Raw genomic sequence first — 24458 nt, 5'->3', positions numbered from 1 at the left:
CGGGCGGCGCTCCGCTTCAGCCCACCAATTCCACTCAGGCGCCCAGCAGACTCTGCCCGCACACCCGCAGCACCTGCGCGGTGACCGCGCCGGAGCCGGGCTGGGCGAACCAGGCCACGGCCTCAGCGACGTCCTGCGGCAGGCCGCCCTGGCTCATCGAGTTCATCCGCCGTCCGGCCTCGCGGATGCCCAGCGGGATGGCGGCGGTCATCTGCGTCTCGATAAAGCCCGGCGCCACCGCGTTGATGCTGATGCCGCGCTTGGCCAGCGCCGGCGCCCAGGCCTGGGCCAGGCCGATCACCCCGGCCTTGCTCGTCGCATAGTTGGTCTGGCCGAGATTGCCGGCGATGCCGCTGATCGAGGCGATCAGCACCACGCGGCCGTTGTCGTGCAGCTTGCCGGCGTCCAGCAGGGCCTGGGTCAGCACTTGCGGGGCCTGGAGGTTGACCGCGATCACCGAGTTCCAGAACGCATCGCTCATCTTCGCCAGGGTCTTGTCGCGGGTGATGCCGGCGTTGTGCACGACAATGTCGACGCCGTCGGGCAGCGCCTCGACCAGGCGCTGCGGCGCCTCCTCGGTGCAGATATCCAGGGCCACGCCGCGCCCGCCCAGGCGCGCGGCCAGAGCCTCGAGCGCTGCGGAGGCCGGCGGCACGTCGAGCAGGATCACCTCGGCGCCGTCGCGCGCCAGCACTTCGGCGATGGCCGCGCCGATGCCGCGCGAGGCGCCGGTGACCAGCGCCTTCTTGCCGGCCAGCGGCCGCGTCCAGTCGCGCACCTGCTCGGCGCAGGCCCCCAGGCGCAGCACCTGGCCGGAGACGTAGGCGCTCTTCGGCGACAGGAAGAAGCGCAGCGCGCCTTCCAGCTGCTGCTCGCCGCCCTTGCCGACGTAGAGCAGCTGCACGTTGCCGCCGCGGCGGATCTCCTTGCCCAGCGAGCGACTGAAGCCTTCCAGCGAACGCTGCACGCTGGCGGCGACCGGGTCCTTCAGCGATTCCGGCGCGCGCCCCAGCAGCACCACCCGCGGGCACTGGCCCAGGCCCTTGAATGCCGGCTGGAAGAAGTCGCGCAGCTCGATCAGTTGCTCGAAGCGGGTCAGGCCACTGGCGTCGAACAGCAGCGCCTTGAGCTTGGGGCCGTGCTCGGCGGTCCAGCGTGGCAGCTCCAGCTGGCCTTCGCGGGCGGCGAACAGCTGATCGGTGAGCTTGTTGGCGAAGGGCTGCACGGCCTTGAGCAGGTCACCTTCGCCGCCGAGCAGCAGGGCGCCGTCCACCGGGCGCATGCGGCCGGCCAGCCAGCGCTCCAGGCGCAGCGGCGCCGGCAGGCCGAGGGCGCCGACCAGGCGGCGGCCGGCGGCGGAGTTGGCGAAGGCGAGGTAAGGGTCGGACATGAACGGGCTCCTGTGGGCGAATCAAAGAACGTGTCTACGATTTCGCGAGCTAGAGCCATGCAAGGCGAAAACAGGCGAGGACGCGGAGTTTACGAGTTGTAAATGAGCAGTCCGAGCCTGTTTTCAACGCAGCAGGGCCGACGCGCAGCAGATCGTAGACACGTTCTAAAGTCGTGCCACTCTACGCAGTGACGGGCCAAGCGCAATTGACCGCACTGCCTGGGGCCGCGGCAAGGCGGCCAATGCAGATGCGGCGGCGCGCGCTAGCCTGTAGCCCAATCTTTATTCGCAAGGAGTCAGCATGGCCCAGCTACGCCGGGTCGCCATAGTCGGCGGCAACCGCATCCCCTTCGCCCGCTCCAACACCGCCTACGCCACGGCGAGCAATCAGGAGATGCTGACCAGCGCCCTCGAGGGCCTGGTGGAGCGCTTCAACCTGCACGGCGAGCGCCTCGGCGAGGTGGTGGCCGGCGCCGTGCTCAAGCACTCGCGCGACTTCAACCTGACCCGCGAATGCGTGCTCGGCTCGCGCCTGGCGCCCGAGACCCCGGCCTACGACCTGCAGCAGGCCTGCGGCACCGGCCTGGAGGCAGCGCTGCTGGTGGCCAACAAGATCGCCCTGGGGCAGATCGACTGCGGCATCGCCGGCGGCGTCGACACCACCTCCGACGCGCCGATCGGGGTCAACGAGGGGCTGCGCAAGATTCTGCTGGAGGCCAACCGCGGCAAGCGCACGTTGGACAAGCTCAAGAGCCTGCTGCAGATCCGCCCGCGCCACCTGGCCCCGGCCATCCCGCGCAACGGCGAGCCGCGCACCGGGCTGTCGATGGGTGAGCACTGCGAGCTGATGGCGCAGCGCTGGGCGATTGCGCGCGACGAGCAGGACCAGCTGGCCCTGGCCAGCCACCAGAAACTCGCCGCCGCCTATGCCGAAGGCTGGCACGACGACCTGCTCACGCCGTTCCGCGGCCTGACCCGCGACCAGAACCTGCGCGCCGACATCAGCGCCGAGAAGCTCACCAGCCTCAAGCCCTGTTTCGAGCGCGGCCCGCGCGGCACCCTGACCGCGGCCAACTCCACGCCGCTGACCGACGGCGCCTCGCTGGTGCTGCTGGCCAGCGAGGACTGGGCCAAGGCGCGCGGCCTGCCGGTGCTGGCCTACCTGCGCGACGGCGAGGCGGCGGCGGTGGATTTCGTCCAGGGCCAGGAGGGCCTGCTGATGGCACCGGTCTATGCCGTGCCGCGGCTGTTGGCGCGCAATGGCCTGAGCCTGCAGGACTTCGACTACTACGAGATCCACGAGGCCTTCGCCGCCCAGGTGCTGTGCACCCTCAAGGCCTGGGAAGACGCCGACTACTGCCGTGAGCGCCTGGGCCTGGACGCGCCGCTGGGCGCCATCGACCGCAGCCGAATGAACGTCAAGGGCAGCTCGCTCGCCGCCGGCCACCCCTTCGCCGCCACCGGCGGGCGCATCGTCGCCAACCTGGCCAAGCTGCTTGCGGCGGCCGGGCAGGGCCGCGGGCTGATCTCCATCTGCGCCGCCGGCGGTCAGGGTGTGACCGCGATCCTGGAAAAGTAATCCAATGTCGGTGAGCGCAAGTCATCGCGCTCACAGGATGTAAGCAACTCCGTGAATTGGGGCGGCCCGCGCGATGCGCGGCCGCCTATTTTTTTGGCCTGCCATTCCTGGTGGCCAGCCTGCGGGCCCTCGCTGCGCGACGGCGAAGGATGCTCCCGGCGTTTTTTGGCCCGGCCGTGCCGCCCACCTGTAGGGTGTCGCGGGCCGCCTGGGCCGTGCGCACCGCCCATACCCCAGCCTGCGGTAGCCTGCCGCGCGGCAAATCACCACAGCGTCAAGTGCGCCCAGACCCGCTAGTCTTTTCGATGTGGATTGATCCAGGTCAATACAACCTTCGTGGGTTTGCGCCTGCGGGCCATTGGGCCCGACCTCCGCTGCGCCTCGCTCGACAAGAACAATTGCGCCTTGCTGTGACTCCAACGCCTGGAGTCTGTGGCCCGGCAGACCGTGCCGGGTCCGAGATAACCTGTATGAGGATGTGCCATGTTCGGTTTAGAGGCCCTCGATCTCGCCCGAATCCAGTTTGCCTTCACCATTTCCTTTCACATCATCTTCCCCGCCATCACCATCGGTCTGGCCAGCTACCTGGCCGTGCTCGAAGGTCTGTGGCTGAGAAGCGGCGAGACGGTGTACCGCGACCTCTACCACTTCTGGGCGAAGATCTTCGCCGTCAACTTCGGCATGGGCGTGGTCTCCGGCCTGGTCATGGCCTACCAGTTCGGCACCAACTGGAGCGCCTTCTCCGACTTCGCCGGGGCGGTCACTGGCCCCTTGCTGACCTATGAGGTGCTCACCGCCTTCTTCCTCGAGGCGGGCTTCCTCGGCGTCATGCTGTTCGGCTGGAACCGCGTCGGCCCGGGCCTGCACTTCTTCTCCACGCTGATGGTGGCGATAGGCACCCTGATCTCGACCTTCTGGATTCTCGCCTCCAACAGCTGGATGCACACCCCGCAGGGCTTCGAGATAGTCGACGGCCGGGTGATCCCGGTGGACTGGTTCGCCGTGGTGTTCAACCCCTCCTTCCCCTATCGCCTGGCGCACATGGCCACGGCGGCCTTCCTCGCCACCGCCTTCTTCGTCGGCGCCTCGGCGGCCTGGCACCTGCTGCGCGGGCGCGACAACCCGGCGATCCGCAAGATGCTGTCGATGGCGGTGTGGATGGCGCTGATCGTCGCGCCGGTGCAGGCCTTTATCGGCGACCTGCACGGCCTCAACACGCTGAAATACCAGCCGGCCAAGATCGCCGCGATGGAAGGCCACTGGGACAACAGCAGCGGCGAACCGACCCCGCTGATCCTGTTCGGCTGGCCGGACATGGAACGCGAGGAAACCCGCTTCAAGCTGGAGATTCCGGCGCTGGGCAGCCTGATCCTGACCCACAGCCTGGATAAGCAGGTGCCGGCGCTGAAGGAATTCGCGCCCGAGGATAGGCCCAACTCCACCATAGTGTTCTGGACCTTCCGGGTGATGGTCGCCATGGGCCTGCTGATGATCCTGGTCGGCCTCTGGGGCACCTGGCTGCGCTACCGCGGCCGGCTGTTCGCCTCGCGGCCCTTCCTGCACCTGGCGGTGTGGATGGGCCCGTCCGGCATCCTGGCAATCCTCGCCGGCTGGTACACCACCGAGATCGGCCGTCAGCCGTGGATCGTCCAGGGCCTGATGCGCACCGCCGATGCCTCGTCCGGGCACAGCTTTGCGCAGATGAGCCTGACCCTGGCGCTGTTCGTGGTGGTCTACTTCGCCCTGTTCGGCGCCGGCATCGGCTACATGCTGCGCCTGGTGCGCAAGGGCCCGCGGATCGACGAGGGCCAGGAAGTCACCCAGGGCGGCCCGGGCCAGCCGCGCACGCCGTCGCGGCCGCTGTCGGCGGCGCAAGAGGACTTCGACGACACGGAAACCGATCTGCCGGGCGGGAGGGCCTGAACATGGGTATCGATCTTTCGCTGATCTGGGCGGTGATCATCGCCTTCGGCGTGATGATGTACGTGGTGATGGACGGCTTCGATCTGGGCATCGGCATCCTCTTCCCCTTCGTCCGGGACGAGGGCGAGCGCGACGTGATGATGAATACCGTGGCGCCGGTGTGGGACGGCAACGAGACCTGGCTGGTGCTCGGCGGCGCGGCGCTGTTCGGCGCCTTCCCGCTGGCCTACGCGGTGGTGCTCGACGCCCTCTACCTGCCGCTGATCCTGATGCTGCTGGGGCTGATCTTCCGCGGCGTGGCCTTCGAGTTCCGCTTCAAGGCCAAGGCGGCCAAGCGTCACCTGTGGGACAAGGCCTTTATCGGCGGCTCGCTGACCGCGACCTTCTTCCAGGGCGTGGCGCTGGGCGCCTATATCGACGGTTTCGAGGTGGTCGAGCGGACCTATGCCGGCGGCGCCCTGGACTGGCTGACGCCCTTCTCGCTGTTCTGCGGCCTGGCGCTGATCGCCGCCTACGCGCTGCTCGGCTGCACCTGGCTGATCATGAAGACCGAAGGCCGACTGCAGTTGCAGATGCACGATCTGGCGCGGCCGCTGGTGTTCGTCCTGCTGGCGGTGACCGGCATCGTCAGCCTGTGGACGCCGCTGGCACACCCGGAGATCGCCGAGCGCTGGTTCAGCCTGCCGAACCTGTTCTGGTTCATGCCGGTGCCGGTGCTGGTGCTGGTCTGCACCTGGGCGCTGCTCAAGGCGGTGGCGGAAAACGCCCACTACTCGCCCTTCCTGCTCACCCTGGTGCTGATCTTCCTCGGCTACAGCGGCTTGGGGATAAGCCTGTGGCCCAACGTCATCCCGCCGTCGATCAGCATCTGGGAAGCCGCCGCGCCGCCGCAGAGCCAGGGCTTCATCCTGGTCGGCGCGCTGTTCATCATCCCCTTCATCCTGATGTACACCGCCTGGAGCTACTACGTGTTCCGCGGCAAGGTGACCCAGGAAGACGGCTACCACTGAGGGCGCGCCATGCACGATGCCGAGAAGAAACCGCTGTGGCAGCGCCTGGGCTGGCTGGTGTTGATCTGGGCCGCCAGCGTGCTGGCCCTGGGCGCGTTGTCCTGGTTGCTGCGCCTATTCATGCAGGCGGCGGGGATGGGCACGCCCTAGCAGGCCGTTGAAAAACGTAGGCGAGGCAGCCAGCGCAAGGCAAAAACAGGCGAAAAAGCGGAGTTTACGAGCTGTAAATGAGCATTTTGAGCCTGTTTTTAACGCCGCGATGGCAACGTAGGTAGTTTTTCCACGGCCTGCTGCTCAGCCGCCGGACTCGCCCTGCAACTGCTCGAGCAGCAGTTGCAGCTGGGCCAGGCGCGCGCCGGGGTCGTCCTGCTGCAGCACCTGCAGCTTCTGCCCCGGCTCCAGCGGCAACAGGTAGGCCAGCTGGTTGGCCAGTTGCGCCTGGCCGACGGCCACGCCGCCCATGCCCAGCGAGGCCACCAGCGGGTGTTCGGCCAGCGCCGCCAGCAGCGCAGCGAGGTCGGCATGCTCGGCCTGCAGCGGGCATTCCGCGGCCTCATCCAGCCAGTCCACCTCGGCGATGGTCAGCTGATCCGGCAGCACCTGGGCGCTGCGCACCCGGAAACGCCGACCACCTTCGACGCGAATCCCCAGCAGGCCGTTGGGCCGCTGCTGGAAGTCACGCACCAGCGCCTCACACCCGATGGCGGCAAAGCTGCTGGCGGCCTCGCCGACCTCCTCGCCCTCGACTATGCAGACCACGCCGAAACCGCTGCCCTGCTTCATGCAGCGGCTGATCATGTCCAGGTAGCGCGCCTCGAATATCTGCAGATCGAGCATGCAGCCGGGGAACAGCACAGTGTTGAGCGGAAACAGCGGCAGATTCATCGTCACCTCACAGCAGCAGAACAATCGCCAGCGGCAACAGCACGGCGGTGATCACGCCCATCAGGCTCATGGCCAGGGCGGCGAAGGCGCCGCACTCGTCGCTTTCCTGCAACGCCCGCGCCGTGCCCACCGCATGCGCGGTGATGCCCAGCGCCATGCCCTGCGCCGCCGGATGCTGGACCCCGCACAGGCGCAGCAACGAGGGCCCGACGATGGCGCCGATGACCCCGGTGATCATCACGAACACCGCCGCCAGCGCGGCGATGCCGCCGATCTGCTCGGCCACCAGCATGGCGATTGGCGAAGTCACCGATTTCGGCGCCATGCTCATCAGCATCAGCCGCTCGGCGCCGAACAGCCAGGCCAGCCCGGCGCCCAGCACGGTGGCCAGGGTGCCGGCAATCAGCAGGGTCAGCACGATCGGCCAGAACAGCTGGCGGATGCGTCGCAGGTTGAGGTACAGCGGCACGGCCAGGGCCACAGTGGCCGGGCCGAGCAGCAGGGTCAGGGCCGCGACGCTGCTCCTGTACTCGGCGAAGCTCAGGCCGCAGAGCAACAGGATGCCGATCACCGTCAGCATCGACACCAGCACCGGCTGCAGGAACACCCAGCGGGTGCGCTCGTAGGCGGCGATAGCCAGCTGGTAGGCGCCCAGGGTGATGCCGATACCGAACAATGGGTGGTGGGTCAGCGCCTGCCAGGCGCCCTGCCAGTCCGGACTCATGCCTGCTCCCGGCGCTGCTGGCGCTCGATCAGTTTCTGCATCAGCCAGCCGGCGAAGGCCAGCGACAGCAGCAGCGACAGCAGCAGCGCGCCGACCACCGCCCAGAAGTCGGCGAGGATGTCGCCGGCATAGGCCATCACCCCCACGGCCGGCGGCACCAGGATCAGCGGCAGGTACTTGAGCAGGCTGCTGGAGGCGACGCTGAGCGGCTCGCCCACCTCGCCGCGCAGCATGAGGAAGACGAACAGCAACAGCATGCCGATGATCGGCCCGGGCAGCATGGGCAGCAGCAGGACGTTGAGGGCGGTACCGAGCAACTGGCACAACACCAGCCAGGACAGGCCGCGAAGCAGCATGGGCAAAATCTCCGAAAGGTGCGATGCCGAATGGCGGAAGCCGTTTGCGCTCTCCAACGCAGCAAAGCCGCCGCGCAGCAGATCGCCAACGGGTTCTCAGGGGTATTCGGGCATCTTCAAGGACATGCCGGCCATTATAGGCGCGATGGCCGCGCGCTGGCCCCTGTCTTGCTTCGCCTGCCGCGCCTATGCCGCGTCATTCAGTGCGGCGAGCCAGGCTTGACCCGGTGCCGGCCTCGTGATGATCTAGCCGGCAAGGGTTCCACGCAAAAACAACAACACCCGCGTCCTCAAGGAGGAACTATGCCGTTCGTACCCGTAGCAGAGCTCAAGGACTATGTTGGCAAGGAACTCGGCAAGTCCGAGTGGCTGACCATCGACCAGCAGCGCATCAACCAGTTCGCCGAATGCACCGGCGACCACCAGTTCATCCACGTCGACCCGGAAAAGGCCAAGCTGACCCCCTTCGGCACCACCATCGCCCACGGCTTCCTGTCGCTGTCGCTGGTGCCGATGCTGATGGAAGGCATCATGATCATGCCCCAGGGCCTGAAGATGGCGGTGAATTACGGCCTCGACAGCGTACGCTTCATCCAGCCGGTGAAGGTCGATTCCAAGGTGCGCCTGACGGTGACCCTGACCGACGCCAACGAGAAGAACCCCGGCCAGTGGCTGCTCAAGGCCCGCGCCGTGCTGGAGATCGAAGGCCAGGAAAAACCGGCCTATATCGCCGAACCGCTGACCCTCTGCTTCGTCTGACCCCTCGCGGCGGGCTCCGCCCCGCCCTTCGCCGAAGCGTGCGGCGCAGCAGCGCAAGCGCCCGCGCTTGCGGCATACTGCCGGCAATGCCCCGACCCGGACGTCTGCCATGAAGCCGCTTGCGCTGCGCCTACTGCCCCTCTGCCTGACCCTGCTGCTCGGCGGCTGCGATGAGGCGCGCAGCCTGCTGCCGGCCGATGCCGTGCTGCCCGACGGCGCGCAGTACCGCGGCGAGATAGTCGACGGCCTGCTGCAGGGCTCGGGGCGTCTGGACTACCGCAACGGCAGCTGGTTCGTCGGCCAGTTCAAGGACGGCCAGCTCGACGGCCCCGGCGAATGGCAGGGCCCGGGCGGCGAACATTACCTGGGGGAATTTCGCCAGGGCATGTTCCACGGCCAGGGCACCCTCACCTACAGCGACGGCAGCCGCTACCAGGGCGGTTTCGCGCACAACCGCTTTGCCGGCGAAGGCCTGCTGGAACAGGGCGGCCAGCGCTACCAGGGCGAATTCGCCGACGACCGTTTCCACGGCCTGGGCAAACTCGAAACGGCCGACGGCAGCAGCTTCCAGGGCCAGTTCGTCAACGGCCAGCCGGAAGGCCAGGGGGTCCGCCGCGACGCCTACGGCAACCAGTTCAGCGGGGTGTTCAGCCAGGGCCAGCTCAACGGCCAGGGCAGCTTCAGCAACGCCGAGGGCGACACCTACAGCGGCGGCTTCAAGGACAGCGAGTTCCACGGCAAGGGCCGCTACCAGAGCGCGGCTGGCGACGTCTGGAGCGGCGAATTCAGCGCGGGCGTGCTCGACGGCCCGGGCGAGTACATCGGCAGCGACGGCAGCCGCTATGTCGGCCAGTTCGAGGAGTGGCGCTACCAGGGCGAGGGCCTGCTGACCCTGGCCGACGGCAGCCACTACCAGGGCCAGTTCGTCGCCGGCGACTATGCCGGCAACGGCACCCTGACCCTGGCCGACGGCAGCCGCCAGGCCGGCACCTGGCAACGCGGCCGGCGCGTGCGCGACGAACAGGGCCAGGCCCTGCCGGATGCCCTGGAACTGGGCCTGCTGCAGCAGGGCCGGCTGCTCGACGAGGCCATCGCCGCGCTGCCCGCCTCCACCCCCGCGCGCGAGCTGTACGCCCTGACCCTGGCCGGCGACGGCAAGCAGAGCGTGTTCATGCGCGAGGCAGACTACGTCAGCCGCCTGCTGCGCGAGCGCTTCGGCGCCCACGGCAGCATCAGCCTGATCAACCACCGCGACCACCTCGCCGACCGCCCGCTGGCCACCCGCGAGAACCTCAGCCGCGCGGTGCAGGCCCTGGCCGAGCGCAGCGGCGAGGAAGACCTGGTGTTCATCTACCTGACCAGCCACGGCTCGCGCGAGCACGAGCTCAACCTCGACCAGCCGCGCCTGCAGCTGGCCGACCTGCCCGCCAGCGAGCTCGCCGCGCTGCTCGCCCCGCTCAAGCAGCGGCACAAGGTGGTGGTGATCTCGGCCTGCTATTCCGGCGGTTTCATCCCGCCGCTCAAGGACGACAAGACCCTGGTGATGACCGCCGCGCGCGCCGACCGGGTATCCTTCGGCTGCAGCGAAGAGAACGACTTCACCTACTTCGGCCGCGCCCTGTTCGCCGAGGCCCTGGGAGAGACCGACAACCTCGAACGCGCCTTCGAACTGGCCAAGGAACGCGTCGCCGAACGCGAACAGGCCGACGACTATCAACCCTCCGAACCGCAGATCTGGGCCCCGCGCGGCGTGCTCCAGCACTGGCGCAGCCTGCGCCAGAGCCAGGCCGAACGCGCCCTCAGCGCCGTGGCCAGCAACGACGCCAACGACTAAGCTCAGCTGTAACGGACAAGAGACAACTGCATGTACCTGACCCCGCAGCACATCCTGCTCGCCGGCGCCACCGGCCTCACCGGCGAACACCTGCTCGACCGCCTGCTCAGCGAACCCACCGTGGCCCGCGTGCTGGCACCGACGCGCCGGCCGCTGGCCACCCACGCCCACCTGGACAACCCGGTGGGCGAGTTGGCCGAGCTGCTGCCGCAGCTGGCCGGGCCCGTCGACACCGCCTTCTGCTGCCTGGGCAGCACGATCAAGCAGGCCGGCTCGCAGGAGGCCTTCCGCGCCATCGATCACGACCTGGTCCTGGCCTTCGCCCGCCGCGCCCGCGAGCTGGGCGCACGGCATCTGCTGGTGGTCAGCGCCCTCGGCGCCGATCCCAATTCCTCGGTGTTCTACAACCGCGTCAAGGGCGAGACCGAACAGGCGCTGAAAGCCATGGACTGGCCGCAACTGACCATCGTCCGCCCCTCGCTGCTGCTCGGCGCGCGCCGCGAGTTCCGCCTCGGCGAACGCCTGGCCGCGCCGCTGCTGCGCTGGCTGCCGGGCAAGTACCGCGGCATCGAGGCCTGCGCCCTGGCCCGCGCGCTGTGGCGCCTGGCCCTGGAGGAAGAGGATGGCGTGCGCGTGATAGAGTCCTCCGACCTGCGCCGCCTGGGGCGCTGACGCCGTGGACGAAGCAATGCAACCGACAAGCCTGATCGAAGCCCTGCAAAACGCCGACATGCTGGAGATCGACGGCCTGCACGCCTGGCAGTTCGACCTCGACACCGAACTGCTGGCCCAGGTCAGCTCCGGCAGCGCCGACAGCGCGACCAAGCCACTGCTGCAGGTGCACTGCATCGACGGTCGCGAGCGCCGCCTGTGGCAGTTCTCCCTGGCCGCGGTGCAGGCCGCCCGGCACGTCGCGGAGGACGACAGCTGGCGCCTCGACGGCAGCGACGCGAGCCACAGCCTCAAGTGCTTCGCCGCCTTTCGCGGCGACAACGAGACTGACGACGCCGACGAGGCCTGAACCGTGGGCCTCTACGAGCGCCATATCCTGCCGCACCTGATCGATTTCGCCTGCGGCATGGGCGAGGTGATGAAGGTGCGCGCGCAGCTCGTGCCCCTGGCGCGCGGACGGGTGCTGGAGATCGGCATCGGCAGCGGCCTCAACCTGGGGTTTTATGATCCGCAGCGCGTCGAGAGGGTAGTCGGCGTCGACCCGTCCGCCGCAATGCAGGCCCTGGCCAGAAGCCGCGCCGCCGCCTGCGCGGTGCCGGTGGAAATGATCGCCCTGGAACTGGGGCAGATCCAGGCCGAGGACGCCAGCTTCGACGATATCGTCTGTACCTTCACCCTGTGCACCATCCCCGACGCCGTGGCGGCCCTGCGCGAGATGCGCCGCGTGCTCAAGCCCGGCGGCCGCCTGCTGTTCGGCGAGCACGGCCTGGCCCCGGACCTGCCGGTGCTGCGCTGGCAGAAGCGCCTGACGCCCTGGTGGAAACCGCTGGCCGGCGGCTGCCACCTGGACCGCGACATCCCCGCGCTGATCGAAGCCGGCGGCTTTCATGTCCGCCAGCTGGACAGCGGCTACCTCAAGGGGCCGCGGCCGATGACCCATGTCTATCGCGGCTGGGCCGACTAGCAGGGGCTGTTGAAAAACCACCTACGGTTTTCAACGGCCTGCCAAGCTCGCATCCTCGCCGCGGCAGGCCATACTGCAACTCAGGTTGTTGGACCTCCACCGAAGGGAAGCCGACTCGCGCATGAAGCCCGCCACGCCGTCCATCCGTCTCCGCCCGTTCGCCCTCTGCCTGGCCCTGCTGGCGGGTGCCTGGCCGCTGTTGGCCGAGGCGCGTACGGTGCGCGTCGGCCTGTATGCCAACGAGCCGAAGCTGTTCCAGAACGACGCGGGCCAGCCCGCGGGCATTCTCGGCGAGCTGCTGCTGGCCATCGCCCGCGAGGAGGGCTGGCAGCTGCAGCCCGTGCCCTGCGCCTGGCAGCAGTGCCTGCAGCTGGCCCAGGACGGCGAGATCGACCTGCTGCCGGACGTCGCCTTCAACGAGGAGCGCGCCCGCGTGCTGGATTTCCACCGCGTGCCGTCGCTGTTCAGCTGGTCGCAGCTGTACAGCCACGAGGAAGTGCAGCTGCGCAGCGTGCTCGACCTGCGCGGCCTGCGCATCGCCGCGCTGGAGGGGTCGGTCCAGTACCAGTACCTGCAGAACCTACTGTACAGCTTCGGCCTGCAGGCGCAGATGATTCCGCTGCGCGACCTGCGCCAGGGCTTCGAGCTGGTGGTGGCGCGCCAGGCCGATGCGGTGGCGGCCAATCATCTGTTCGGCGACTTCAACGCGCCCAGCTACCGCCTGACCGGCACGCCGATCATGTTCCAGCCGGCGCAGCTGTTCTACGCCACGCGCAAGGGCCGCAACGCCGACCTGCTGAGTGCCATCGACCGGCATCTACAGGTCTGGCAGGACGCGCCCGACTCGATCTACTACCAGGTGCTGCAGCGCTGGGGCGGCGAGCAGGCGCGCTGGCGCGTGCCCACCCTGCTCTGGTGGGGCCTGGCGACGCTCGGCCTGCTGCTGGCGCTGGCCGTCGGCGGTGGCCTGCTGCTGCGCCGCCAGGTGGCGGACAAGACCCGTCACCTCAAGGCCAGCGAAGAGCGCCTGAACACCATCCTCGACAGCGTCGAGGCCTACATCTACATCAAGGACCCGCAATTTCGCTACCAGTACGCCAACCGCAAGGTCTGCGAGCTGTTCGGGCTGCCGCCGGCGCAGGTGATCGGCAAGACCGACGCCGCCTTCTTCGACGCCGAGACCGTGCTGGCGCTGCAGGACAACGACCGCCGCGTGCTCGCCGGCGAGCGCATGGAAACCGAGGAAACCAACCGCGACCGCAACGGTCGGCGCGAACGCACCTACCTCTCGGTCAAGCTGCCGCTGCGCGCCGCCGATGGCAGCATCTACGCCCTGTGCGGCATCTCCACCGACATCAGCGAGCACAAGAAGAACCTCGAACAGATTCACCAACTGGCCTATTACGACGCGCTGACCGGCCTGCCCAACCGCCGTTTGCTGCTCGAACGCCTGCAGTTCGCCCTGGCGCGCAGCGCACGCAACCGCCGCGAGGGCGCGCTGCTGTTCATCGACCTGGACAACTTCAAGACCCTCAACGACACCCTCGGCCACGACCAGGGCGACCTGCTGCTGCAGCAGGTCGCCGAACGCCTGCTCGACCAGCTGCGCCAGGAGGACAGCCTGGCGCGCCTGGGCGGCGACGAGTTCGTGCTGATGCTGGAAAACCTCGCCCCCGAGCCGCAGGCCGCCATCGCCGCCATCGAGCAGGTCGCAGGCAAGTTGCTGGCGAGCCTGGCCACTCCCTTCAAGCTGCCCGGCTACAGTCACAGCTGCAGCGCCAGTATCGGCGTGGCGCTGTTCTCTCAGCCCCACGCCCGGCCGGAGGAGCTGCTCAAGCATGCCGACCTGGCGATGTACGAGGCCAAGGCCGCCGGGCGCAACACCCTGCGCTTCTTCGACCCGGCCATGCAGCAGGCATTGAACGCGCGCGCCGCCCTGGAACACGAACTGCGCCGCGCCCTGGCCGACGGCCAGCTGCTGCTGCACTACCAGCCGCAGGTCGACCAGCACGGCACACTGCTCGGCGTCGAAGCCCTGGTGCGCTGGCAGCACCCGCAACGGGGTCTGGTGCCGCCGGGCGAGTTCATCCCGCTGGCCGAGAGCTGCGGGCTGATCCTGCCGATGGGCCGCTGGATTCTGCACAGCGCCTGCCGCCAACTGGCCAGCTGGGCGCAGGACCCGCGCCAGGCCGGGCTGACCCTGGCGATCAACGTCAGCGCACGCCAGTTCCACCACCCCGACTTCGTCGCCGACGTGCTCGCCGCCCTGACGGAAAGCGGCGCCGACCCGCAGCGCCTGGAGCTGGAGCTGACCGAAAGCCAGCTGGTGCAGGACATCGAGGCGCTGATCGGTAAGATGGGCCAGCTCAAGGCCCACGGCGTGCGCTTCTCGCTGGACGACTTCGGCACCGGCTACTCCTCGCTGAGCTACCTCAAGCGCCTGCCGCTGGACCAGCTGAAGATCGACCGCAGCTTCGTCCACGACCTGCAGGGCAGCGCCAGCGACACCGCCATAGTGCGCACCATCCTGGCCCTGGGCCAGGCGCTGGAGCTGCGGGTGATAGCCGAGGGCGTGGAAAGCCAGGCGCAACGCGACGCCCTGCTGCGCCTGGGCTGCCATTACTTCCAGGGCTATCTCTACGGCGCCCCGCAGCTGGCCGAGCAACTTGACCTGCACGGCCCGACGCCGGCCGACGTGCGCCAGGGCGCGGGTCTGCAGGGCTGAGGCGTCAGGCCGTCTCGCGCAGCGCCAGGCCATCCACCAGGCCGGCGGCGATGGCCATGCCCACCAGCTCCGCCAGCGTCTCGGCCTGCATGCGCTTCATCACCCGCGAGCGGTACAGGTCGACGGTCTTTACGCTGATATTGAGCTGCTCGGCGACTTCGCGGTTGGTGTAGCCGCGCACCAGCGGCAACAGCACGTCACGCTCGCGCGGGGTGAGCTGGTCGAGCCGCGCCTGCACCTCGGCCAGGCGCGGATCGTGCCGGGGCCGGGACGGACGGCGATCCAGCGCCTGCTGCACGCTGTCGAGCAACAGCTGCTCGTTGTAGGGCTTCTCGATGAAGTCCACCGCGCCGGCCTTGAACGCGCGCACGACTATGGGCACATCGGCATGGCCGCTGACGAAGATCACCGGCAGGTCGATGCCGCGCGCGCGCATCTCCTCCTGCACGTTCAGCCCGCCCATGCCCGGCATGCGCACGTCCAGCAGCACACAGGCGTTGGCGCTGGGATCGCAGGCGTCGAGAAAGGCGCGCCCGCTGGTGAAGGGCACGCCGGTCAGGCCCACCGATTCCAGCAGCCAGAGCGTCGAGTCGAGCATGCCCTGGTCGTCATCGACCACGTAAACCCGTTGTTGCATCCCTGTGCTGCTCCTCTTGTTGTTATGACTCTCGTTGCTCGCGGCTACTCGTCCCTGCCCAAGGGCAAACGACACTCCAGACACAGCCCGCCGCCCTCGGCCGGGAAGGCTTCCAGCGCCCCGCCAAAGCCCTCGACGATGCTGCGGCTCATGGACAGGCCGAGGCCCAGGCCGTCCGCCTTGCTGGTGTAGAAGGGCGTGAACAGCTTGGCCAGTTGCTCGTCGCTGACGCCCGGCCCCTGGTCGATCACCCGGATCATCAGGCTGCCGTCGCCCTCCCCCGCTTCCAGACGAATCTGCGACGGCGCTCCCGGATGCTGATCGCGGTTGGCCTCGATGGCGTTGCGCAACAAGTTCAGCAGCACCTGCTCCAGCAGGACGCGGTCGGCGAATACCGGCGGCAGATTGTCCGGCAAGACGTCGCTGATCGCCACCTGCGCCGCGCCGGCCTCCCAGTTGCACAGACGCACCGCCTCGCGCGCCACCTCGGCCAGGTTCAGCGCCTGCATGCGCCGCTGGCCCTTGCGCAGGAAGGCGCGCAGGCGCTTGATCACTGCCGCGGCGTGATTGGCGTGCTCGGTGATGCGCGCCAGGCCCTGGGCCACCTTGTCGACACCGGCCGGATCGCCACCGACGCCCTGCAGGTAGCGCTGGCTGGCGCTGGCGTAGTTGACCACCGCCGCCAGCGGCTGGTTGATCTCGTGGGCGATGCCCGAAGCCAGTTCGCCCAGGGTGATCAGCCGCGTGGTGTGCGCCAGTTCGTCTTCCAGGCGGCGCTTGTTCTCCTCGGCCTGGATGCGCGCGGTGATGTCGCGCGACACGCTGACCACCTCCACCACCGCGCCGGTGTAGGTTTCGCGAATGGCGCGGCTGGCGGTCTCGAACCACAGGTAGTGGCCGTCGCGGTGGCGGATGCGGTAGGTCATGGTGTGGTAGCCGTCCTGCTCCAGCGCCTCGCGCGCCTGCTTGGCCTGCTGCAGTTGGTCCTGCGGATGCAGCAGGCCGTCGACCGCCAAGCCGCGCAGTTCTTCCGGCCAGTAGCCGAGCAGCGTCCAGCAGGCCGGCGAGGCATCGAGAAACACGCCGTCCGGGGTATGACGGGAAATCAGGTCGGTGGTGTTCTCGGTGATCAGCCGGTACAGCCGCCGCGCCCGCGCGGCCTCGCGCTGCTCGCGAATTTCCTGGGTCGCCTCGCGGCAGCGCGCCAGCACCCGCCGTTCGGCGACATCGGGGATAAAGCTCCAGATCAGGATGCGCTCGCCGTCCTGCGCCTCCACCGCCTCGATGGCACGCGCCTGCTCCAGGCAGGCGCGCACCAGCGGCACATGGTTGACCGGCAACAGCGCGCCGACCTGGGCCAGCGCGCGCTCGCCGAGCAGCGCCTGTAGCGCCTGGTTGAACTCCAGCGGGCACGCCCGCTCATCGAGCAGCAGCGCCGGCTGCGGATCGGCCGACAGCAGCGGCGCACTGCGGCTCATGCCACCAGCCAGGCCGACCAGTTGCGCCAGCAGCTCGCGCAGCCAGGGCAGCCACTCCAGGCCGGCGTCTTCGTCCACCTGCAGCAGCAACAGACCGGCGCCCCCCTCCTCCAGGCTCAGCGCCAGCGCCTGACCGTGATGAATGGCGGCGCGGCGCAGGCGCCCGGCCAGCCAGCAGGGCAGCTGACGCACAGCCTCCAGGCTCAAACAGGGCTGCGTCGTCAGCGCCTCGAACAGGGCCTGATCGCTGGCGGCCAGCGGATCCCCCTGCCCCGGCGGCAGGCGCGGGCCACCATCGTCCTGGGCATAGGTGCGACTGGCCGGCTGCCAGGCCAGGTACCAGGCCTGGCGCACCTGCGGGCAGCCCAGCACGGCGCGGCGCAAAGCGGCCGCCCGCTCGTGGAGGGATGGCGCTTCGCGCTGGATACGCAGCCAGGCCTGCAGCGGCACGGCCGCTCGATCGCTTGAAAGACTCATATAGTAATTATTCTATAAAACCTTGGTATATATTCCATAAAAAATAGAAATTACCTATAAATCACCGCCAGCAAGCTTCGGTAATGCCTGCATCATTACCGGAATAACCAGAGCTAACAATCAGCCAAAGGTGTATCCGCCATGTCGATCTACGAGCAGGGCCTCGGCCGCGCCGCCGTCAACCATGTCGCCCTCAGCCCCCTGAGCTTCATCGAACGTACCGCAGCGGTTTACCCGCACTATCCGGCCGTGGTGCATGGCTCGATTCGCCGCAACTGGGCCGAGACCTATGCACGCTGCCGGCGCCTGGCCTCGGCGCTGGCCGGCCGCGGCATCGGCCAGGGCGATACGGTGGCGGTGATGCTGCCGAACATTCCGGCCATGCTCGAAGCGCATTTCGGCGTGCCGATGATCGGCGCGGTGCTCAATACCCTTAACGTGCGCCTGGATGCCGAGGCCATCGCCTTCATGCTGCAGCATGGCGAAGCCAAGGTGGTGATCGCCGACCGCGAGTTCCATGAGGTGATCCACGCCGCCATCGGCATGCTCGACCACCCGCCGCTGGTGATCGATGTCGACGACCCCGAGTACGGCGAGGGCCAGGCGGTCAGCGAGCTGGACTACGAGGCCTTCCTCGCCGAGGGCGACCCCGCGTTCGCCTGGCAGTGGCCGACGGACGAGTGGCAGGCCATCAGCCTCAACTACACCTCTGGCACCACCGGTAACCCCAAGGGCGTGGTCTATCACCACCGCGGCGCCTTCCTCAACGCCATGGGCAACCAGATGACCTGGGCCATGGGCAACCACCCGGTCTACCTGTGGACATTGCCGATGTTCCACTGCAACGGCTGGTGCTACCCCTGGACGGTCACCGCGCTGGCGGGCGTGCATGTGTTCCTGCGCCGCGTCGACCCGGCGAAGATCCTCACCCTGATCCGCGACGAGCAGGTCACTCACCTGTGCGGCGCACCCATCGTGCTCAACGCCCTGGTGAACATGCTGGCCGAGGCCAAGGCGGCCATCGATCATCCGGTCAAGGCCATGGTCGCCGGCGCTGCGCCGCCCGCGAAGGTGATCGGCGCGGTGGAGGAGATGGGCATCCATGTCACCCATGTGTACGGCCTGACCGAGGTCTACGGTCCGGTGACGCTGTGCGCCTGGCACGCCGAATGGGACGAACTGCCGCTGGAGGAGCGCGCCACCATCAAGGCGCGCCAGGGCGTGCGCTACCCGACCCTGGAAGGGGTGATGGTGGCCGACCCGAAGACCCTGGAACCGGTGCCGCGTGACGGTCAGACCATCGGCGAGATCTTCATGCGCGGCAACACCGTGATGAAGGGCTACCTGAAGAACCCCAGCGCCACCGCCGAGGCCTTCGAAGGCGGCTGGTTCCACACCGGCGACCTGGGCGTGTGTCACGCCGACGGCTACATGGAAATCCGCGACCGCCTCAAGGACATCATCATCTCCGGCGGCGAGAACATCTCCACCATCGAGGTCGAGGGCGTGCTCTATCGCCACCCGGCGGTGCTGGAGGCGGCGGTGGTCGCCCGTCCGGACGAGAAATGGGGCGAGACGCCCTGCGCCTTCATCACCCTCAAGACCGGCCAGCAGGCCAGCGACAGCGAAATCATGACCTTCTGCCGCGAGCACCTGGCCGGCTTCAAGGTGCCCAAGACCGTGGTCTTCACCCAGTTGCCCAAGACCAGCACCGGCAAGATCCAGAAGTTCGTCCTGCGCGATATGGCCAAGGCTCTCTGAGCTCGTAGCCCGGATGCAATCCGGGCTACGGCAAAACCGCACCGTTTGCACAACAACAAGAACCGGCCCAGGCGGCCGACGGAGAACCCTCATGCAAATCTTCCAGCGCCGTGACGGCGACGAACAACCGTACTGGCCCCTCGGCCCGTTCAAGCTGCGCCTGCCCTTCGTGCATTACCGCTGGGAAACCGCGGAGATGTTGCAGGCGCTGATCATGTTCGTGGTCAGCCTGGCGATGATCCCGCTGCTGGAGAAATACCTCGGCCTGCCCTATGACGTCGCCCTGGCCTACGTGGTGGTGTGCGGTATCGGCTTCATGCTGCCGGCGCTGCTCGGCGTGCCGCTGGTGCCCGGCTGGATCACCCCCGGCATTCCGGTGGTGCTGCTGTTTCTCGGCGACTTCGAGCCGGGTCCTGCGGCCATTCAGGCGCTGTTCGCCCTGCAGTTCCTGGTGTTCGTGATCTTTCTCTTCCTCGGCGTCACCCGCCTGGGCAGCGCCCTGGTGCGGCTGATCCCCAACTCGATGAAGGGCGGCATCATCATCGGCGCCGGCATCGCCGCACTGATGGGCGAGATCAGCGCCGGCGGCCGCCTGGCCAACACGCCTATCTCTCTGGTGCTGGGCAGCCTGATCTGCCTGTACCTGATGTTCTCGGTGTCGTTCAAGGGCCTGACCGAGCGCGTGCCGCTGGCGCGCAAGATCGTCAACTACGGCATGGTGCCGGGCATGCTGATCGCCATCTTCATCGGCATCGCCGTGGGCGAGTACAAGATGCCGGACGTCAAATGGGGCATCACCGCGCCGGCCTTCGGCGAAATGTGGAACTACCTGCCGTTCAACGTCGGCTTCCCCGGCCTGGACGTGTTCATGCTGGCCGTGCCCACCGCGGTGATCGCCTACGTGATCGCCTTCGGCGACATCATCGTCGGCCAGTCGCTGATGCAGCGCGCCGATGAACTGCGCACCGACGAGGTGATCGAAAACAACGTCGACCGTATCCACTTGGTGACCGCCATCCGCAACGCCCTGCACGCCTTCTTCGCGCCCTACCCGGGCCTGGCCGGACCGCTGTGGACGGCCGTGGCGGCGACCATGGCCGAGCGCTACAAGTACGGGCGCAAGGCGATGGACTCGATATATAGCGGCGCCGGCACCTTCTGGATCACCGGCTTCGCCGCGCTGTTCATGCTGCCGCTGGTCAGTTTCTTCCAGCCGGTACTGCCGATCGCCCTGTCGCTGACGCTGATCCTCACCGGCTACATCTGCCTGATGGTCGGCTTCGAGCAGCTCAACAACAACACCGAGCGCGGCATCGCCGGCACCATGGGTGTGGTGCTCGCCGTCTACGGCGCGGGCTGGGGCTTGGCCGCGGGCGCGGCGCTGTACATCCTGGTCGAACGCACCCATCTGCTTAAATTCACCAGCATCAAGGATAAGACGCGCGAGCCGGCCGAAGCCGACTGACGCATTTCGTTCCACACGCGCCGCGCCTGTCGCGGCGCCTCCGCTGTCGAGGTTGCACCATGCCCGAATTCAACGCCCCGCTGCGCGATATGCGCTTCGTGCTTCATGAGGTCTTCGCCGCCCCGCAACTGTGGGCACGCCTGCCGGCCCTGGCGGAAACCGTCGATGCCGACACCGCCGATGCCATTCTCGAAGAGGCGGCCAAGGTCACCGGTACGCTGATCGCCCCGCTGAATCGCAGCGGTGACGAGGAAGGCGCGCAGTGGGAGGGCGGCAACGTGCGCACCCCGGCCGGTTTTCGCGAAGCCTACGCCACCTACACCGAAGGTGGCTGGGTGGGCCTGTCCGGCAACCCGAATTACGGCGGCATGGGCATGCCCAAGATGCTCGCCGTGGCCTTCGAGGAGATGCTCTACGCCGCCGGCTCCAGCTTCGCGCTGTACTCGGCGCTGAGCTCCGGCGCCTGCCTGGCCATCGACGCCCACGCCAGCGAAGACCTTAAAACCACCTACCTGCCGCCAATGTACGGAGGCCGCTGGGCCGGCTCCATGTGCCTGACCGAGGCCCATGCCGGTACCGATCTGGGCATCATCCGCACCCGCGCCGAGCCGCAGGCCGACGGCAGCTACAGGATCACCGGCAGCAAGATCTTCATTACCGGTGGAGAACAGGACCTGACCGAGAACATCATCCATCTGGTGCTGGCCAAGCTGCCGGACGCACCGGCCGGGCCGAAGGGCATCTCGCTGTTTCTGGTGCCCAAGGTGATGGTCAACGCCGATGGCAGCCTCGGTGCACGCAACGCCGTGAGTTGCGGCTCCATCGAGCACAAGATGGGTATCAAGGCATCAAGCACCTGCGTGATGAACTTCGACGGCGCCACCGGCTACCTGATCGGCGAGGTCAACAAAGGCCTGGCGGCTATGTTCACCATGATGAACTACGAGCGTCTGTCCATCGGCATCCAGGGCATTGGCTGCGCCGAGGCCTCCTATCAGTCGGCCGTCAGCTACGCCCGCGAACGTATCCAGAGCCGCGCCGCCACTGGCCCGGTGAATCAGGACAAGGTCGCCGACCCGATCATCGTCCACGCCGACGTGCGCCGCATGCTGCTGACCATGAAGGCGCTGAACGAGGGCGGGCGGGCCTTTGCCTGCTACGTCGGTCAGCAGCTGGATCTGGCCAAGTACGCCGAGGACGCCGACGAGCGACACAACGCCGAAGCCCTGGTCGCCCTGCTGACACCGGTGGCCAAGGCGTTCTTCACCGATACCGGCCTGGAAAGCTGCGTGCACGGCCAGCAGGTGTTCGGCGGCCACGGCTATATCCGTGAATGGGGCCAGGAGCAGCTGGTACGCGACGTGCGCATCGCGCAGATCTACGAAGGCACCAATGGCATTCAGGCGCTCGACCTGCTCGGGCGCAAGGTGGTGGCCAACGGCGGCGCCGCGCTGCGCCTGTTCGCCGGCGAGGTGCGCGACTTCGCCCATGCCCATGAATCGCCCTTCGGTGATCGCCTGGTGGAAGCGCTGGAACGCCTGGAGGCGGTCAGCGGCTGGCTGCTCGAGCAGGCCAAGGCCGACCCGAACTCGGTGGGCGCCGCCTCGGTGGAATACCTGCACCTGTTCGGCTACGTCGCCTATGCCTACATGTGGGCGCGCATGGCGGCGGTGGCGCAGGGCAAGCAGGGCGAAGACGAGGCCTTCTATGGCGGCAAGCTGGCCACCGCCGAGTTCTTCTTCGCCCGTCTGCTGCCGCGCACCCTGAGCCTGGAGGCGAGCATTCGTGCCGGCAGCGCCCCGCTCTACGGCCTCGCTGCCGAGCAGTTCTGAAACTTTTGAGCGTGTTGCGCGGCGTCCCTCTGCGAGGCGCCGCGCCTTTTTATTCCCCGCAGCCCGGATGCAATCCGGGGACAGTCGGCAGGCCTCTCCCGGATTGCATCCGGGCTACAATCCCCGCCGCACCACGGCCCATAACAAGAGTCCTCCCATGCGAACCCTGACCACCCTGACCGGCAACAGCCAGAAACTCGATGGCGGCGCCATGTTCGGCAACGCGCCCAAGGCGCTGTGGCAGCGCTGGATGCCGGCCGACGACCTCAATCGCATCGACCTCGGGTGCCGCGCCCTGCTGGTGCAGGAAGACGAGCGCAATATCCTGGTGGAAACCGGCATCGGCGCCTTCTTCAGCCCCGAGCTGAAGCAGCGCTTCGGCGTGCAGGAAGAGCGTCACGTGCTGCTCGACAGCCTGGCGGCCGTGGGCCTGAGCGACGCCGACATCGACATCGTCGTGCTCACCCACCTGCACTTCGACCATGCCGGCGGCCTGCTCGCCGCCTGGCAGGAGGGTCAGCCGGCGCGCCTGCTGTTCCCCAACGCCCGCTTCGTCAGCGGCCGCCGCCAATGGCAGCGGGCGCGCCAGCCCCATGCCCGCGACCGCGCCTCCTACATCCCCGAGCTGCTGGACCTGCTGGACGCCAGCGGCCGCCTGCAGCTGATCGACGAAACCGAAAGCTGTGAGCTGCTCGGCCCCGACTGGCGCCTGCACTGGAGCGACGGCCACACCCCGGGCCAGCTGCTGCCGGAAGTGGCCATGCCGGGTGGGCCGGTGGTGTTTCCCGGCGACCTGATCCCCGGCGCGCCCTGGGTGCACCTACCGATCACCATGGGTTACGACCGCTTTCCCGAAGGCCTGATCGAGGAGAAGGAAGCCCTGCTGGCCGACCTCGTCGCCCGCGGCGGCCGCCTGGTGTTCACCCATGATCCGGAGGTGGCCATGGGCCGGGTAACGCGCGACGAAAAAGGTCGCTACGGGCTCGATGAGGCGGTAAAAGCGGCACATCTGCTGGCAAGTTGAGGCCAAGCGGTCTTGACGGCCTCGGCGGGCAGCGCGAGCATGGCCGCTTCGCTCGGCCGCCCGCCGAAACCGCCGCGACCATTCGACAGCCCTGGGGAACCGCCTTATGAGCCTGGCCTCCGTTCGTGCCTTCCTCGCTGAAAAAGCGCCCGACATCCACATCATCGAGCTGCCCTCCAGCACCGCCACCGTGGCCCTGGCTGCCGAGGCACACGGCGTATCGCCGGGGCAGATCGCCAAGACCCTGGCCTTTCGCATCGCCGAACGCGACGTGCTGATCGTCGCCCGCGGCGATGCGCGCATCGACAACCGCAAGATGAAGGAATGCTTCGGCGCCAAGGCGCGCATGCTCGATGCGCAGACCGTGGTCGAACTGACCAGCCATCCGGTCGGCGGCGTCTGCCCCTTCGGCCTGGCCACGCCGCTCAGCGTCTACTGCGACCGCTCGCTGCTGGCCTTCGCCGAAGTGCTGCCGGCCGCCGGCGCCACCCACAGCGCCGTGCGCATCGCCCCCGAGCGCATGGCCGAGTTGGTCGACGCCGAGTGGATCGATGTGTGTATAGAAGTGGAAACCGAGCCCTGCCTCTGATGGCCAAGCTCAAGGTGTTCTACAACAGCGCCTGCCCGGTGTGCGACGCCGGCATCGCGGCGCAGCGCAAGCGCATGTAGGCCGGCGGCGACTGCCCGGTGGAATGGGTCGACGTGCACCGGCAGCCGCAGACCGTCGAGGAGCTGAACCAGGCTCTGGAGCCGGTGCGCGAGCGCCTGCACCTGCGCGACGAGCAGGGCCAAGTGCTGGTCGGCGTGGACGCCTTCGCCGCGCTCTTCGCACACACCCGCGGCCAGCGCTGGCTGGCCCGCCTACTGCGCCTGCCCGGCCTGCATTGGCTGGCGCAGCGCGCCTACAACCTGTTCGCCCGCGCCCTGTATCGCTGGAACCGCTGGCGCCGGCACTGGTAGCGC

The 24458-nt window shown here is 68.1% G+C and carries 22 protein-coding genes; 16 read left to right on the top strand and 6 right to left on the bottom strand.

Annotated elements, in window-relative coordinates; genetic code table 11:
- Positions 1–34 precede the first annotated feature (34 nt).
- Positions 35–1390 carry a 3-oxoacyl-ACP reductase gene (locus EA796_RS07110; protein WP_122108109.1) on the bottom strand — a complete coding sequence of 452 codons (1356 nt, stop codon included), beginning with the start codon at positions 1388–1390 and terminating at the stop codon, positions 35–37.
- Positions 1391–1691: 301 nt separating this feature from the next.
- Between EA796_RS07110 and EA796_RS07105 the strand changes: the two genes are divergently transcribed.
- The 4 genes from EA796_RS07105 to EA796_RS07090 all read left to right on the top strand — a co-directional run bounded on the left by EA796_RS07105 (position 1692) and on the right by EA796_RS07090 (position 6052).
- Entirely contained in the window at positions 1692–2969 is a 1278-nt protein-coding gene (locus EA796_RS07105; RefSeq protein WP_122108108.1) for an acetyl-CoA C-acetyltransferase, read from the top strand.
- Between the two features lie 483 nt (positions 2970–3452).
- The gene (locus EA796_RS07100) at positions 3453–4892 is read left to right on the top strand and encodes a cytochrome ubiquinol oxidase subunit I (protein ID WP_122108107.1); all 1440 of its coding nucleotides are present in this window, start codon (positions 3453–3455) and stop codon (positions 4890–4892) included.
- Positions 4893–4894: 2 nt separating this feature from the next.
- The gene (cydB, locus tag EA796_RS07095) at positions 4895–5902 is read left to right on the top strand and encodes a cytochrome d ubiquinol oxidase subunit II (RefSeq protein WP_021443069.1); all 1008 of its coding nucleotides are present in this window, start codon (positions 4895–4897) and stop codon (positions 5900–5902) included.
- A 9-nt stretch (positions 5903–5911) separates the two neighbouring features.
- Entirely contained in the window at positions 5912–6052 is a 141-nt protein-coding gene (locus EA796_RS07090; protein WP_021443070.1) for a DUF2474 domain-containing protein, read from the top strand.
- 144 nt (positions 6053–6196) lie between these two features.
- Here EA796_RS07090 and EA796_RS07080 read toward each other — a convergent pair whose 3' ends face one another.
- The 3 genes from EA796_RS07080 to EA796_RS07070 are packed head-to-tail and all read right to left on the bottom strand — an operon-like array spanning position 6197 to position 7867.
- Positions 6197–6787: an LON peptidase substrate-binding domain-containing protein gene (locus EA796_RS07080; protein WP_122108106.1), complete on the bottom strand. Its 591-nt coding sequence runs from the start codon at positions 6785–6787 to the stop codon at positions 6197–6199.
- Positions 6788–6794: 7 nt separating this feature from the next.
- A complete protein-coding gene (locus EA796_RS07075) occupies positions 6795–7511 on the bottom strand; it encodes an LrgB family protein (RefSeq protein WP_122108105.1) in 717 nt (238 codons plus the stop codon).
- On the bottom strand, positions 7508–7867 hold the full coding sequence (locus EA796_RS07070; protein WP_122108104.1) for a CidA/LrgA family protein: 360 nt from the start codon (positions 7865–7867) through the stop codon (positions 7508–7510). Before EA796_RS07070 ends, EA796_RS07075 begins: the two co-directional genes overlap by 4 nt.
- Positions 7868–8170: 303 nt before the next feature.
- Between EA796_RS07070 and EA796_RS07065 the strand changes: the two genes are divergently transcribed.
- The 6 genes from EA796_RS07065 to EA796_RS07040 all read left to right on the top strand — a co-directional run bounded on the left by EA796_RS07065 (position 8171) and on the right by EA796_RS07040 (position 14821).
- Positions 8171–8626: a MaoC family dehydratase gene (locus tag EA796_RS07065; protein WP_003240173.1), complete on the top strand. Its 456-nt coding sequence runs from the start codon at positions 8171–8173 to the stop codon at positions 8624–8626.
- Positions 8627–8735: 109 nt separating this feature from the next.
- On the top strand, positions 8736–10460 hold the full coding sequence (locus EA796_RS07060) for a C13 family peptidase (protein WP_122108103.1): 1725 nt from the start codon (positions 8736–8738) through the stop codon (positions 10458–10460).
- A gap of 30 nt (positions 10461–10490) precedes the next feature.
- On the top strand, positions 10491–11132 hold the full coding sequence (locus tag EA796_RS07055) for an oxidoreductase (protein WP_122108102.1): 642 nt from the start codon (positions 10491–10493) through the stop codon (positions 11130–11132).
- A 16-nt stretch (positions 11133–11148) separates the two neighbouring features.
- Positions 11149–11481, top strand: coding sequence for a DUF5629 family protein (locus EA796_RS07050; protein WP_122108101.1), 333 nt, complete (start codon positions 11149–11151; stop codon positions 11479–11481).
- Between the two features lie 3 nt (positions 11482–11484).
- The gene (locus EA796_RS07045; RefSeq protein WP_122108100.1) at positions 11485–12096 is read left to right on the top strand and encodes a class I SAM-dependent methyltransferase; all 612 of its coding nucleotides are present in this window, start codon (positions 11485–11487) and stop codon (positions 12094–12096) included.
- Between the two features lie 121 nt (positions 12097–12217).
- Positions 12218–14821: an EAL domain-containing protein gene (locus EA796_RS07040; RefSeq protein WP_122108099.1), complete on the top strand. Its 2604-nt coding sequence runs from the start codon at positions 12218–12220 to the stop codon at positions 14819–14821.
- Between the two features lie 4 nt (positions 14822–14825).
- On the opposite strand, the gene EA796_RS07035 is transcribed toward EA796_RS07040, so the two are convergent.
- On the bottom strand, positions 14826–15458 hold the full coding sequence (locus EA796_RS07035; protein WP_122108098.1) for a response regulator transcription factor: 633 nt from the start codon (positions 15456–15458) through the stop codon (positions 14826–14828).
- Between the two features lie 44 nt (positions 15459–15502).
- Positions 15503–17413, bottom strand: a complete 1911-nt coding sequence (locus EA796_RS07030) for an ATP-binding protein (RefSeq protein ID WP_122108097.1) — start codon at positions 17411–17413, stop codon at positions 15503–15505.
- 141 nt (positions 17414–17554) lie between these two features.
- Here EA796_RS07030 and EA796_RS07025 point away from each other — a divergent pair, with 141 nt between their 5' ends.
- The 6 genes from EA796_RS07025 (at position 17555) to EA796_RS07000 (ending at position 24455) form a co-directional block, all read left to right on the top strand.
- A complete protein-coding gene (locus EA796_RS07025; protein ID WP_122108096.1) occupies positions 17555–19174 on the top strand; it encodes an acyl-CoA synthetase in 1620 nt (539 codons plus the stop codon).
- A gap of 91 nt (positions 19175–19265) precedes the next feature.
- On the top strand, positions 19266–20639 hold the full coding sequence (locus tag EA796_RS07020; RefSeq protein ID WP_122108095.1) for a solute carrier family 23 protein: 1374 nt from the start codon (positions 19266–19268) through the stop codon (positions 20637–20639).
- 59 nt (positions 20640–20698) lie between these two features.
- Complete coding sequence (locus EA796_RS07015; protein WP_122108094.1) at positions 20699–22471, top strand: acyl-CoA dehydrogenase C-terminal domain-containing protein; 1773 nt, start codon at positions 20699–20701, stop codon at positions 22469–22471.
- 157 nt (positions 22472–22628) lie between these two features.
- Complete coding sequence (locus EA796_RS07010; RefSeq protein ID WP_122108093.1) at positions 22629–23495, top strand: MBL fold metallo-hydrolase; 867 nt, start codon at positions 22629–22631, stop codon at positions 23493–23495.
- A gap of 106 nt (positions 23496–23601) precedes the next feature.
- Positions 23602–24084: a YbaK/EbsC family protein gene (locus tag EA796_RS07005; RefSeq protein WP_021445123.1), complete on the top strand. Its 483-nt coding sequence runs from the start codon at positions 23602–23604 to the stop codon at positions 24082–24084.
- Positions 24085–24182: 98 nt separating this feature from the next.
- The gene (locus EA796_RS07000; RefSeq protein ID WP_256679185.1) at positions 24183–24455 is read left to right on the top strand and encodes a thiol-disulfide oxidoreductase DCC family protein; all 273 of its coding nucleotides are present in this window, start codon (positions 24183–24185) and stop codon (positions 24453–24455) included.
- Positions 24456–24458: the final 3 nt, after the last annotated feature.

The sequence above is a fragment of the Pseudomonas sp. AOB-7 genome, assembly GCF_003696305.1.
Lineage (GTDB): Bacteria > Pseudomonadota > Gammaproteobacteria > Pseudomonadales > Pseudomonadaceae > Aquipseudomonas.
The sequence above is the reverse complement of the archived record's forward strand: the minus strand, read 5'-3'. Positions and strand labels throughout refer to the sequence as shown.

Excerpts from the sequence above, each read along its gene's own strand:
- EA796_RS07080 (WP_122108106.1), bottom strand. The coding sequence starts at position 6,787 with ATGAATCTGCCGCTGTTTCCGCTCAACACTGTGCTGTTCCCCGGCTGC.
- EA796_RS07005 (WP_021445123.1), top strand. The coding sequence starts at position 23,602 with ATGAGCCTGGCCTCCGTTCGTGCCTTCCTCGCTGAAAAAGCGCCCGAC.
- EA796_RS07105 (WP_122108108.1), top strand. The coding sequence starts at position 1,692 with ATGGCCCAGCTACGCCGGGTCGCCATAGTCGGCGGCAACCGCATCCCC.
- EA796_RS07035 (WP_122108098.1), bottom strand. The coding sequence starts at position 15,458 with ATGCAACAACGGGTTTACGTGGTCGATGACGACCAGGGCATGCTCGAC.
- EA796_RS07010 (WP_122108093.1), top strand. The coding sequence starts at position 22,629 with ATGCGAACCCTGACCACCCTGACCGGCAACAGCCAGAAACTCGATGGC.
- EA796_RS07060 (WP_122108103.1), top strand. The coding sequence starts at position 8,736 with ATGAAGCCGCTTGCGCTGCGCCTACTGCCCCTCTGCCTGACCCTGCTG.
- EA796_RS07030 (WP_122108097.1), bottom strand. The coding sequence starts at position 17,413 with ATGAGTCTTTCAAGCGATCGAGCGGCCGTGCCGCTGCAGGCCTGGCTG.
- EA796_RS07075 (WP_122108105.1), bottom strand. The coding sequence starts at position 7,511 with ATGAGTCCGGACTGGCAGGGCGCCTGGCAGGCGCTGACCCACCACCCA.
- EA796_RS07050 (WP_122108101.1), top strand. The coding sequence starts at position 11,149 with ATGCAACCGACAAGCCTGATCGAAGCCCTGCAAAACGCCGACATGCTG.
- EA796_RS07090 (WP_021443070.1), top strand. The coding sequence starts at position 5,912 with ATGCACGATGCCGAGAAGAAACCGCTGTGGCAGCGCCTGGGCTGGCTG.
- EA796_RS07040 (WP_122108099.1), top strand. The coding sequence starts at position 12,218 with ATGAAGCCCGCCACGCCGTCCATCCGTCTCCGCCCGTTCGCCCTCTGC.
- EA796_RS07100 (WP_122108107.1), top strand. The coding sequence starts at position 3,453 with ATGTTCGGTTTAGAGGCCCTCGATCTCGCCCGAATCCAGTTTGCCTTC.
- EA796_RS07065 (WP_003240173.1), top strand. The coding sequence starts at position 8,171 with ATGCCGTTCGTACCCGTAGCAGAGCTCAAGGACTATGTTGGCAAGGAA.
- EA796_RS07055 (WP_122108102.1), top strand. The coding sequence starts at position 10,491 with ATGTACCTGACCCCGCAGCACATCCTGCTCGCCGGCGCCACCGGCCTC.
- cydB (WP_021443069.1), top strand. The coding sequence starts at position 4,895 with ATGGGTATCGATCTTTCGCTGATCTGGGCGGTGATCATCGCCTTCGGC.
- EA796_RS07110 (WP_122108109.1), bottom strand. The coding sequence starts at position 1,390 with ATGTCCGACCCTTACCTCGCCTTCGCCAACTCCGCCGCCGGCCGCCGC.
- EA796_RS07020 (WP_122108095.1), top strand. The coding sequence starts at position 19,266 with ATGCAAATCTTCCAGCGCCGTGACGGCGACGAACAACCGTACTGGCCC.
- EA796_RS07015 (WP_122108094.1), top strand. The coding sequence starts at position 20,699 with ATGCCCGAATTCAACGCCCCGCTGCGCGATATGCGCTTCGTGCTTCAT.
- EA796_RS07025 (WP_122108096.1), top strand. The coding sequence starts at position 17,555 with ATGTCGATCTACGAGCAGGGCCTCGGCCGCGCCGCCGTCAACCATGTC.
- EA796_RS07070 (WP_122108104.1), bottom strand. The coding sequence starts at position 7,867 with ATGCTGCTTCGCGGCCTGTCCTGGCTGGTGTTGTGCCAGTTGCTCGGT.